Here is an 11,335-nt window from a genome sequence, read left to right as displayed (position 1 = left end):
ATGCTGGCAGGGATTTTTGTGATGGAGATTATTAACTACTCAAACGTTACACTCTCACTTTTGTCATTCCAGCTAATGTTAAACGTAATGGGCTCTTTGTTATCCACCGGATTTAATGCACCGGACTCGGTAACCGGTGTCGGTTGTTTGGCGAGTGCCCGTCCCCACCGCTCAAAATTTGGTCCTTTGATATTGTAGACGAAATCTTTGACAGTACTCTCATCTCCTATGTAAACAATCCCGTATGAACCTGTTGAACGTTGCAAGGAAACATCCCAATGCGCACTCTTCTCATGTTTGATGTCATCCACACCACAGGCGGTCAGCATAGTGAACATTAATACAATACCTAATACCAGCGGTAATTTCATTCGTTTCATTTTCATTCTATCCCCTCCTAATTGGTATTTACCCCATATTGGAAACGGTGATAGAAATATTCGAACACCCTGTAGTTATCTCGTGTAACGATCTATATCCTCTTCCGCTGACTCGTGCATTCTTTTGTGATATTCTTCATGCTGATGAACGTCATTTTTCAGCTTAGCCAAGAAGCCCCAACCTGTAAAGAACATGAGCAGCACAGCAATCAACGCATAAGCAAAACTAAATTGATTCATATAGAAATTGACAAAGATTCCGGCCAATATGAAACCTAGAATCCACAATACCCATTTTGTACTTTTTCTCATCGCTGTCCCTCCTTACTCGGTTGTAATTATTTACTCTATCATACTCTATGTATTCTCATACATACGCTCTAAAAGTATTACGGTTGCGTTAATTAAAAAGAAAAAAGCTCCCTTTCGGGAGCCTTTCTTCTATCGGCATAACAAAGGTTTTTACACCTTTATTACATCATGCCGCCCATTCCACCCATGCCGCCCATGTCAGGAGCGCCAGCAGCGCCTGCAGGTTCTGGCTTGTCAGCGATAACCGCTTCAGTAGTCAGGAACATGGCTGCTACGGAAGCCGCGTTTTGCAGTGCATAACGTGTTACTTTCGCAGGGTCAACGATACCTGCTTCGATCATGTTAACCCACTCGCCAGTTGCAGCGTTGAAACCTACGCCAACTTGCTCTTTTTTCAGACGTTCCACGATTACGGAACCTTCTTCACCAGCGTTAGCCGCGATTGTGCGGATTGGCGCTTCCAGAGCTTTCAGTACGATGTTAACACCTGTTTGCTCGTCGCCGGACAATGCTACACCAGCAACAGCATGATATACGTTCAGAAGCGCAGTACCACCACCGGATACGATACCTTCTTCAACCGCAGCGCGAGTTGCGTTCAGGGCATCTTCGATACGCAGTTTGCGTTCTTTCAATTCAGTTTCAGTTGCCGCACCGACTTTGATTACTGCTACACCGCCGGACAGTTTAGCCAGACGCTCTTGCAGTTTCTCTTTGTCGAACTCGGAAGTTGTTTCTTCCAATTGTGTACGGATTTGGCTAACACGAGCATCGATATCGGATTTGTTACCAGCACCGTCAACGATGATTGTGTTTTCTTTTGTAACACGGATTTGACGAGCAGTACCCAATTGTTCCACAACTGCGGATTTCAGGTCCAGACCCAGTTCTTCCGTGATTACTTGGCCACCAGTCAGGGCAGCGATATCTTGCAACATCGCTTTACGACGGTCACCGAATCCTGGAGCTTTAACCGCTACAGCATTGAATGTACCACGCAGTTTGTTCACAACCAGCATCGCCAGTGCTTCGCCTTCGATATCTTCAGCGATCAATACGAGCGGTTTGCCTTGTTGAACGATTTTCTCAAGCAATGGCAGGATGTCCTGTGTGCTGGAGATTTTTTTGTCTGTGATCAAGATGTACGGGTTATCCAGAACTGCTTCCATTTTGTCCGTATCTGTGATCATGTATGGAGAGATGTAACCGCGGTCGAATTGCATACCTTCAACCACTTCCAGCTCCGTTGCGAATCCGCGGGATTCTTCAACAGTGATTACTCCGTCTTTACCCACTTTTTCCATAGCTTCAGCAATCAGTTCGCCTACTTCTTCGTCAGCTGCAGAGATTGCCGCTACTTGTGCGATGGATTGTTTGCCTTCTACCGGTTTGGAGATGGATTGCAGTTCAGCAACCGCTGCTTTAACCGCTTTGTCGATCCCTTTACGGATACCGATTGGGCTAGCGCCTGCAGTTACGTTTTTCAAACCTTCTGTGATCAGGGCTTGAGCAAGTACTGTCGCAGTTGTTGTACCGTCACCGGCAACATCGTTTGTTTTCGTTGCAACTTCTTTAACCAGTTGTGCACCCATGTTCTCGAATGCATCTTCCAGTTCGATTTCTTTTGCAATGGTTACACCGTCATTTGTGATGAGCGGGCTTCCGAATTTTTTCTCCAGAACCACGTTACGGCCTTTTGGTCCGAGCGTTACTTTCACTGCGTTAGCCAATGCATCCACACCACGAAGCATGGAGCGACGAGCGTCTTCACTGAATTTAATGTCTTTAGCCATTTAAGAAAACCTCCCTAGTATATTGTGTAAAATGGTACTGCTATATGGTTCGGTTAACCGATTAAAATTTGAGATTAGTCGAGAATCGCGTGAATGTCGCTCTCTTTCATAATCAAATATTCTTTACCTTCGAATTTGATTTCTGTACCGGCATATTTGGAGAAAATAACGCGGTCTCCTTCTTTCACTTCCAGAGCTACACGTACGCCGTCTTTCAATGCACCCGCACCAACTGCAATGATTTTACCCTCTTGCGGTTTTTCTTTGGCGGAGTCCGGAAGTACGATCCCGAAAGAAGTCGTTTGCTCTTGCTCCAGTGGTTCTACCAATACGCGTTCACCTAAAGGTCTGATCATGAAAAATAGCCTCCTTTTAAAATTATATAGCCTTGCATTTGTAGGTTGCAGCCATATGTATTAGCACTCGACAGTGTTCAGTGCTAACAACCAACTTTATGATACTCAACTTGAAGCATGATTTCAAGTCTTTTTGATGAATTCTTGCGAGAATTTACGTTGAATTTACATCCATACAGCTTGACCACTTATATCCAATAAGCCAAATCACGCCTGGTACAGCTGGATGAATGTTACATTCATGCCTTCTATTTTACGAGATTCGTTGCCTTAGATGCAAACTTCGCCTCATATCCCCTTTTCCATTGTATCCATCGTCCCGTATAATATGCCTGCATGTCCAGATCTCTTCTCATCTTCCAATAGAACCAGAAGACCCGGATCAGAACAAATCGTCTTCTCCGGGTCTTCAGGCGAGTAGATTTTTCCTCCACCCGCACTTCATTTTGATGCAGGCAGCATTCTCCCTCTAAATACATAAACTATAGAATTCTCTACCCTGTATGCTGGTTGTCCTCGGTCCGCACATAACGAGCTTCAATCTCCTGATCGGCTGCAAGTTGCTTGCGATACACAATGGCGGATAGAAACACACTGATCTCATACAAGAGCAACAACGGGATCATGACGAGCAGATCAGATATGAAATCTGGCGGCGTAATGACCACTGCAATAAAAATCAGCACGAAATAAGAAATTTTGCGCATTTTACGCAGACGAATCGGATTCAGAATGCGTAGCCCTGTCAAGAACATAATCAGCAGTGGCAACTCAAACAGCAGTGACACTGGCAATACAATGCCAAACAGGAAACTGAAGTACTGCTTCATACCATATGTCTCGACAAGTCCCATTTTCTCTGTAATCGTGGTTGTGAACGCGAGCGCCATTGGAAAAACAACATAATACGAAAAGGCGACACCCACCAGAAACAGTAGAAATACATAAGGCACATACTTCAGAGATGCCTTACGTTCTTGTGGCCGCAGACCAGGACTCACAAACTTCCAGAGCTGGTACACCGTAAAAGGCAACGTGATAATAATGGAAAAGAGCCCGGCAATCTTCATATATATCCCGATACCGTCCCAGAACGAGAACGCATGCAGTACGAAGCCCTTGGCCGTCTCTGCCTTCGTCAAATACTGATAAACCGGGTCTGCCACGAAAAAACCTGCAATCAGTCCCAGAATAAAAATGCTCAATACATAGATCAGCCGCTTGCGCAGCTCACTCAGATGTTCGGTAAGCGTCATTTCTTCATTTTGCCGCGTCATGCCTGCCTCCCCTGGAATTTCAGCTTTAAAATACAAAACCCTTCCGGCAGGAAGGGGTCTCTCTCATAGCCATGAAACTTATTCCGGCAGGCGTTTATCCACAGGTTTCTCAGCGGCCGTTGTATCAGCTGCTACCGGTTTCGCTTTTTCCTGCTCTTTCCGGCTGGAAGCATCATCGTCCGAAATAATATCACGTGCGCCTTCCTTGAACTCGCGGAACGTACGCCCGACAGCCCGTCCCAATTCCGGCAACTTGTTAGGCCCAAACAACAGCAATGCAATCACGGCCAGCAAAATAAATCCTGTTGGTCCAATTTGACTTAACATAGATCTTCCTCCTTGTTTCAAGCGTTCAACATGCGCATATCCGAAGCCCGATTCATCAGATGTCTGAACTGCATTTGGATTTATGCCCATCATACCACAGATGTAACCACTTACATAACCCGCAAAATGTTATAACTGTGCTTTATTTTCCTTATTGCTTGAATTGGCCTGTTACCATCAGGAGCGCTTCCGGAAGCTGGTCCATAATGGCTGCCAGATGTTCGTGCACACCCTTCGGCGTACCCGGCAGATTCACAATCAATGTGCGGCCGCGAATTCCGCATACCCCGCGGAACAACATCGCAGAGCGATTTTTACTCATCACACTATATCTCATCGCTTCCGCCATGCCGGGAACTTCACGTTCAATCACTCGTCTGGTCGCTTCAGGCGTAATATCCCGAATGGCCAGCTCCGTTCCACCCGTTGTTAGTACAAGATCGGCGTGAAAATAATCGGTCATCTCGATTAATGCCGCAATAATCTCATCAGGCTCATCCGGAACGATCCGATACTCCACGATCTGACCACCCAGTTCTTCTTCTACAAGTTCCCGTATCACCTGCGCACTTGTATCCTCACGTTCTCCACGGGCCCCTTTGTCACTGGCTGTCAGGATTGCTGTTCTCCACACCATAAAGATCACCCTTCTCCTCTATGAAAATAATTATCCGTTATCGGTTGAAATCACCGTTTTTACCGCCGCTCTTGGACTGCAGCATTGTCGGGCCGATGATCATATCTTTTTGCATCGCCTTGCACATGTCATAGACCGTAAGTGCCGCAGCCGAGGCAGCCGTGAGTGCCTCCATCTCGACACCTGTTTTGCCTTCTGTCTTAACGGTTGCTTCGATATGGAGTTCGTCCACGCCGTTATCATGAAAACGAATATCCACACCATTCAGTGCAAGCGGATGGCACATCGGAATCCAATCCGACGTTTTTTTCGCGCCTTGAATACCGGCAATCTGAGCAACCGCGAGCACATCGCCTTTTTCAATGCGGCCTTGGCGGATGGCTTCCAGTGTCTCCGGGTTCATCGTGACTTTCGTTACAGCGACAGCTGTACGTACCGTAACATCCTTACCCGAAATATCGACCATCCGGGCTCGTCCCTGTTCATTAAAATGAGTCAGCTTCCCACTGGAAGATTGACCTTGGTTTACTTCTGAGTTCAATCACATCACAACCCTTTATTCGATATGTAATATACCTTCGGGTGTTATCAACAGATCCAGCCGCAGATCTAGCGGGTCCATCGGAATGTCCGGCTCCAACTGGCCAGGTAATACCAAAGCAGCCATGAGAGGTCTTTTACCTTGCTTAGCACAATGGTTCTCAAGACTCGCTGCAAACCGGTCGTAATAACCACCACCGTATCCGATACGTCCTCCTTGAAGGTCGTAACCCAGTCCGGGTACCAGCACCAGATCCAAAGCCGGCCAATCTTCGGGTTGCAACACTTCACAAGACGCCTTAGGTTCAGGTATGCCCCAAACGCCTGGTTCAATATCCTCCTGGCTCGTCACTCGCCGCAGTTCCATTCGTGGCGGATCAGCGAGCACTTTGGGCGCTAGCAACACATCCCCTTGTTTCCACCCTTCTTCAAAAAGAAAATCGGTGGAAGCCTCACTGCCATAAGACAGGTAGCTGAAAATAACCAGCGGCTCACGCTTTTGCCTGTTCTTGCTTAGCCGCAGGCGATCCAGTTCACGCTTTAGTCCGTCATTCATCCGCATGCTGGCTTGCTGACGCATCTGCTCGTCCAAACGATCGCGTAGCTGTCTAAGCCGGGAGCGAAGCTGCTTCTTCTGTTCCGCATGATCCTGCATAATGCTGACGAACCTCCTGTTGATGTGGAAGGTAAAAAATAAATTCAAGCCATTGCACTTATATGTTAAGACAAGATGTCATCTGGATGATCAGGTTCAAATGATTCATTTTCTGCAAAATCGTCATGGTATAACATGCCTTCTTTCAGTTTATCACTGATTGACCAAAAAGACTACAAGCCGTAGCCGTTCCCAACCGGTGCATTTGCTCTGTATTTCATGTAAACTGAGAAGTAAGTGTCTATTTCAGAACTCGACCTATGGAGGAACTTAATTCTATGTTGCTGCAAGTATCCGGAATTATTAAACGTTTTGGTGTCGATCCAATCCTGGACGGCGTGAACTTACAAATATTAGAACGTGAGCGCATCGGACTGGTTGGCGTTAACGGTGCAGGAAAATCCACTTTACTCAAAATCATCGCTGGAGAAATGTCCCATGACGGCGGACAAATCTTCAAATCCAAAGAAACAACGCTTGGTTACCTCGCGCAGAATAGCGGCCTGCAGTCTAACCGCAGTATCTGGGAAGAAATGATGCATGTCTTCGCTCATCTGACCCAGACCGAAGCTGAACTGAGACAGATGGAGCATGATATTGCCGATCCCGCACGAATGGGAGATGAAAAGCAATACGCTGATCTGCTGGAACGCTATGCAAGACGCTCGGACTGGTTCAAGGATCATGGCGGTTACGAGATGGAAACGCGCATTCGCAGCGTACTGCATGGTATGGGTTTTGGTGAATTCTCCCCAGACACCCCCATCAGCACACTCAGCGGCGGTCAGAAGACCAGACTCGCATTAGCCCGCATTCTGTTGCAAGCTCCCGATCTGCTTATGCTGGACGAGCCTACCAACTATCTGGACATCGCAACCTTGACATGGCTGGAAGATTATTTGAGAGGATACTCTGGCGCACTGTTAGTTGTATCCCATGACCGGTACTTCCTCGACAGACTTGTAACGACAATCGTTGAAATCGAACGTCATCGCTCCAAAAAATATACGGGTAATTACAGTCGCTATATGGAGCTGAAGGCAGCAGAGTATGAGATTCAGATGAAACAATACGAGAAACAACAGGATGAAATCTCCAAGATGGAGGACTTTGTGCAAAAGAACATCGTACGCGCTTCAACGACGAAGCGTGCCCAAAGTCGTCGCAAAGCACTGGAGAAAATGGATCGTCTGGATAAACCACTTGGCGATCTCAAAAAAGCCCATTTTTCATTTGAGACCGCTGTTATGTCTGGCAAGGAAGTCCTGCGTGTCGATCAGTTATCCGTTGCATACGATGAGGGGTCGCCTCTGTTCCGCAATGTGTCCTTCGAGTTACGACGTGGTGAAACCGTGGCCCTGATTGGGCCTAACGGGATCGGAAAATCAACGATGCTGAAATGTCTTACCGGCAGTCTTCGTCCTGTGCAGGGTGATATTCAGTGGGGCACCAAAGTACAGATCGGTTATTATGACCAGGAGCAGACTGGACTGAATCCGTCCAACACGGTGCTCGAAGAACTGTGGAGTGCTTATCCAGGCATGGAAGAAGCGCGCATTCGGACCGTACTGGGTAACTTTTTGTTCAGCGGTGACGATGTGCTCAAAAAAATATCCTCGCTCAGCGGTGGAGAGAAGGCTCGTGTGTCTCTGTCCAAGCTCATGCTGAAGGAAGCCAATGTGCTTATTCTCGATGAGCCGACGAACCATCTCGACCTCTTCGCCAAAGAAGTGCTGGAAGCCGCCTTAATGGATTACGAAGGAACGCTGCTCTTTATCTCACATGACCGGTACTTCCTGAACAAAATGGCAGAACGGATCGTTGAGCTTCATCCGGGCGGCACTGAGCAATACCTCGGTAACTATGACGATTACGTGGAGAAAAAGCAGGAATTGGAGGACATTGCACGTGAGGCCGCCGAGGCTCGCCAGGCCGCTTCCAAATCCGCTTCTTCAACAGCAAGTGCCGGTTCAGCAACAACTGAAAAATCCGGTGCCGCTTCCTTCGAGGCAGATAAACAAGCCAAACGCGAAGAACGAAACAGACAGCGCAGACAGGAAGCTCTGGAGCAACAGATTGCCGAATTGGAGTCCGAAATCACTTCGCTCGAAGAACAGATGACTTTGCCAGAAGTGTATCAGGATTATATGAAATTACAGGAGTTGCAGCAGTCATCGGAGGAGCACAAAAGTCTTCTTGCAAAAGCTTATGAAGAGTGGGAAAACCTAGCGATGGGCTAAGCTGTGATTCCGCGTGATGATTCTGTCTGTGATTCTACATCTCAATTTTAATAAAATGAGTTATAGCCCACGATAAGACATGAGGTCGGGTATATCGGATGTAGTGATGTGAACGACAAACAGCTGAAAATGTACAAGAGGCTCCGTGTTACGAAAGTAACGTGGAGCCTCTTGTATTGTGTAGGAAACCAGCGATTTAGAAGACGCGGGACTCGCTGATAAAATAACTTCAACACTCTCAGCTTGGTAGAGATCAAATATCATATTTTCACATTTGTCAAATATCCATGGATTACGTAAAATAAATTTCGGAAGGCATCCCCTTTTATTATCCACAACAATGAGTAACATTTCACAACCCTTTTCATGTAATCAAACGTTGGTATAATAAGCTTTGTATGAAAAAACCATATTTATCCACCGTTTTATCCACATTATCCACAGCAATGTTGGTAACTCAGATGCATTCTATCCCCTGAGAACCTCATGTTTCGAAAACACATGTTGCAGTACTTCACCTTAGTTACCCACAAATTATACTGGATATGTGGATAACTATAGTCACACCTTGACAGATTTGATTATTGCTATATGGTTTTTCGTTTATTCCATTCTTTCATATTTTAAATGGGCAAGCGAGCGTGTTCCTACTCTGCTCCTATCATTAAAAACAGAAAAAGGGTTCCATTCCGCACAAATCATGGCGGGAAGGAACCCTTTTTAGCTTTTTTTTTGCTATATCATAATCACATATCTAATGCACCTTAATGTACAGACACCTCTTCACTATCCGCAACAGATTCCGCTTTCAGTCCAGCTGCATTACATGCCGCAACGTAAGCCAAACCTGCAGCCATGACAATATCATGATGTGTTGCTGTACCCCTGAACTCTCGTCCGGCACGTTCTACGGTGATCACGGCTTCCGCGCTGGCTCCTTCTCCCCCACTCAAGGCATGCATCTCCATATCAACAAACGTAATGTCATCTGAGATACACTGCCCGATAGCCTGGATCGTCGCATCTACAGGACCTTTGCCTACGGCAGAGTAGGACTGTTCCCCTGCACTCGTACGAATACGGACCGCAGCCATGCGGTCTGTCATGCTACCTGCCGTCACTTGCAGCTCAACCAATTCATAGTCCTGTGCCGGAATATTCATCGTTTGGCTTACCATTTGCAACAACTGGTCATCACTTACCACTTTTTGCTGATCTGCGGTAACTTTGAACACTTCGTACAGCTGTTCCATTTGTTGCTCATCCGGTTCAAATCCGTATTTGCGCACCCGATCCTTCAGAGCGTGACGACCGGAGTGTTTCCCCAGAATAATCATACTGCGCGGAATGCCCAGTGCTTCCGGGTCCATAATCTCATACGTATTGCGGTTTTTCAGCAAACCGTCCTGATGGATGCCCGACTCATGCTGGAAGGCGTTACGTCCAACAACCGGTTTGTTGTAAGCAATCGGGAAATGCATGGCCCGGCTAATCTGGCGAGATGTCTCATACAGCTGATTCAGCTTGATGTTGGTCGTGGCTCCGATCACATCTCCGCGTGTTTCCAGCGCCATAATCAGTTCCTCTAACGCACAATTTCCTGTCCGTTCCCCAATCCCGTTAATCGTCACTTCAATCTGGGAAGCACCATTCGCAATGGCAGCCAGACTGTTTGCCACGGCAAGCCCCAGATCGTTATGGCAGTGGGCACTATAGCGAACTTTATCGCCGCCCCGCGCCCCTTCACGTACGCGTCGGAACATCTCTCCATACTCATGCGGCAGCGCATAACCAACGGTATCCGGCAGATTAATAATACTCGCCCCTGCCTCAATGGCCACTTCAATCATTTCAATCAGATCATCCATCTTGGTACGCGCAGCGTCCATGGCCGTGAACTCCACGGTATCCGTAAACTGGCGTGCATAGGAGACCATCTCCCGAGCCGTTGCCACCACTTCACTGCGTGGACGGCGTAGCTGATGCTCAATATGAATATCAGACGAGGATATAAACAGGTGGATTCGTCGCCGGGCCGCATCTGCTGTAGCCTTCACCGCAGCATCGATATCGCCTTTGACTGCACGTGCAAATCCGCAGATTTCCACCTGCTGCAATTGTCTCGAGATCGCCTGAACCGCCTCAAACTCCCCTGGGCTGGAGATGGGGAATCCAGGCTCAATGACGTCAATGCCAAGCGCTGCCAGCTGGTGAGCCAGCTCTATTTTTTGCTCAGGATGCAGGCTAGCTCCGGGTGCTTGCTCTCCATCTCGAAGCGTTGTATCAAAAATGTCAATCTTGCGTTTGTTCGGATTGGTTGTCATATTCATTAACCTCCATTAATTTTGGGATATCGGTTTCGTATATGTTTGGTTTGTGAAAAGTTATGTTCAATGTGATGTGTGATGGTTCAAAGTGTACGTCGACTTACACCCTGAACAACTGTTGTTCCAGATTTCCTGATCAGACTTGCATCCATATGGTTGTTCCCTTTCGCCCACCCTTCTGCCGGCAGCAAAACAAATAACCCGCCATCTCATCAAAGAGACGGCGGGTTATTCTCCCCTCCGCGGTACCACTCTCGCTTGATGGCTCAGCCTGCACTGACACCATCCACCTCGTGTTCTCCAAAAAGTTCATTAGACTTCATCCTAACTACGGCGAAACCGTAACATTTCAGAGAAACACCCTGTAACGGAGGTTAACCGTTGCTAAGTACACATGAGTTGACACCGTCTCGTTTCGTGACGAGCAAGCTCTGCCTCTTCTCATGTTTCCAAAGCTCTGTTCCCGGGCGAGATTCAAACGATTCCAGCCA

At 47.3% G+C, this 11,335-nt stretch carries 11 protein-coding genes and 1 other annotated feature (1 of these 12 running past the window's edge); of the genes, 1 reads left to right on the top strand and 10 read right to left on the bottom strand.

What is annotated here, in order from left to right; translation table 11 throughout:
• Positions 1-35 precede the first annotated feature (35 nt).
• From MKY23_RS06500 to MKY23_RS06460, 9 genes are all read right to left on the bottom strand, one after another.
• The gene (locus tag MKY23_RS06500) at positions 36-386 is read right to left on the bottom strand and encodes a hypothetical protein (RefSeq protein ID WP_339836443.1); all 351 of its coding nucleotides are present in this window, start codon (positions 384-386) and stop codon (positions 36-38) included.
• Positions 387-455: 69 nt separating this feature from the next.
• Positions 456-692 carry a hypothetical protein gene (locus MKY23_RS06495; RefSeq protein WP_154958530.1) on the bottom strand — a complete coding sequence of 79 codons (237 nt, stop codon included), beginning with the start codon at positions 690-692 and terminating at the stop codon, positions 456-458.
• Positions 693-853: 161 nt separating this feature from the next.
• On the bottom strand, positions 854-2,485 hold the full coding sequence (gene groL / locus MKY23_RS06490; protein WP_154890849.1) for a chaperonin GroEL: 1,632 nt from the start codon (positions 2,483-2,485) through the stop codon (positions 854-856).
• 74 nt (positions 2,486-2,559) lie between these two features.
• Positions 2,560-2,841, bottom strand: a complete 282-nt coding sequence (gene groES, locus MKY23_RS06485) for a co-chaperone GroES (protein ID WP_090918205.1) — start codon at positions 2,839-2,841, stop codon at positions 2,560-2,562.
• Positions 2,842-3,335: 494 nt separating this feature from the next.
• Positions 3,336-4,118 (bottom strand): twin-arginine translocase subunit TatC, encoded by a 783-nt coding sequence (gene tatC, locus MKY23_RS06480; RefSeq protein WP_154958534.1) that lies wholly within the window; start codon positions 4,116-4,118, stop codon positions 3,336-3,338.
• 78 nt (positions 4,119-4,196) lie between these two features.
• Positions 4,197-4,445, bottom strand: coding sequence for a twin-arginine translocase TatA/TatE family subunit (gene tatA / locus MKY23_RS06475; protein ID WP_090918211.1), 249 nt, complete (start codon positions 4,443-4,445; stop codon positions 4,197-4,199).
• Positions 4,446-4,596: 151 nt separating this feature from the next.
• Positions 4,597-5,082, bottom strand: a complete 486-nt coding sequence (locus tag MKY23_RS06470; protein WP_017690080.1) for a MogA/MoaB family molybdenum cofactor biosynthesis protein — start codon at positions 5,080-5,082, stop codon at positions 4,597-4,599.
• A 37-nt stretch (positions 5,083-5,119) separates the two neighbouring features.
• Positions 5,120-5,623, bottom strand: a complete 504-nt coding sequence (gene moaC / locus MKY23_RS06465) for a cyclic pyranopterin monophosphate synthase MoaC (RefSeq protein ID WP_339836434.1) — start codon at positions 5,621-5,623, stop codon at positions 5,120-5,122.
• A gap of 15 nt (positions 5,624-5,638) precedes the next feature.
• Entirely contained in the window at positions 5,639-6,277 is a 639-nt protein-coding gene (locus tag MKY23_RS06460) for a 5-formyltetrahydrofolate cyclo-ligase (protein ID WP_339836432.1), read from the bottom strand.
• A gap of 278 nt (positions 6,278-6,555) precedes the next feature.
• On the opposite strand from MKY23_RS06460, the gene MKY23_RS06455 reads away from it, so the two are divergent.
• Positions 6,556-8,517 (top strand): ABC-F family ATP-binding cassette domain-containing protein, encoded by a 1,962-nt coding sequence (locus MKY23_RS06455; RefSeq protein WP_154890845.1) that lies wholly within the window; start codon positions 6,556-6,558, stop codon positions 8,515-8,517.
• 764 nt (positions 8,518-9,281) lie between these two features.
• On the opposite strand, the gene MKY23_RS06450 is transcribed toward MKY23_RS06455, so the two are convergent.
• On the bottom strand, positions 9,282-10,841 hold the full coding sequence (locus MKY23_RS06450; RefSeq protein WP_154982739.1) for a 2-isopropylmalate synthase: 1,560 nt from the start codon (positions 10,839-10,841) through the stop codon (positions 9,282-9,284).
• Between the two features lie 216 nt (positions 10,842-11,057).
• Positions 11,058-11,335, bottom strand: a binding site (T-box leader) (it continues 69 nt past the right edge of the window).

Source organism: Paenibacillus sp. FSL R7-0272, from assembly GCF_037969905.1.
In the GTDB taxonomy this organism is placed as follows: domain Bacteria; phylum Bacillota; class Bacilli; order Paenibacillales; family Paenibacillaceae; genus Paenibacillus; species Paenibacillus polysaccharolyticus.
The sequence above is the reverse complement of the archived record's forward strand: the minus strand, read 5'-3'. Positions and strand labels throughout refer to the sequence as shown.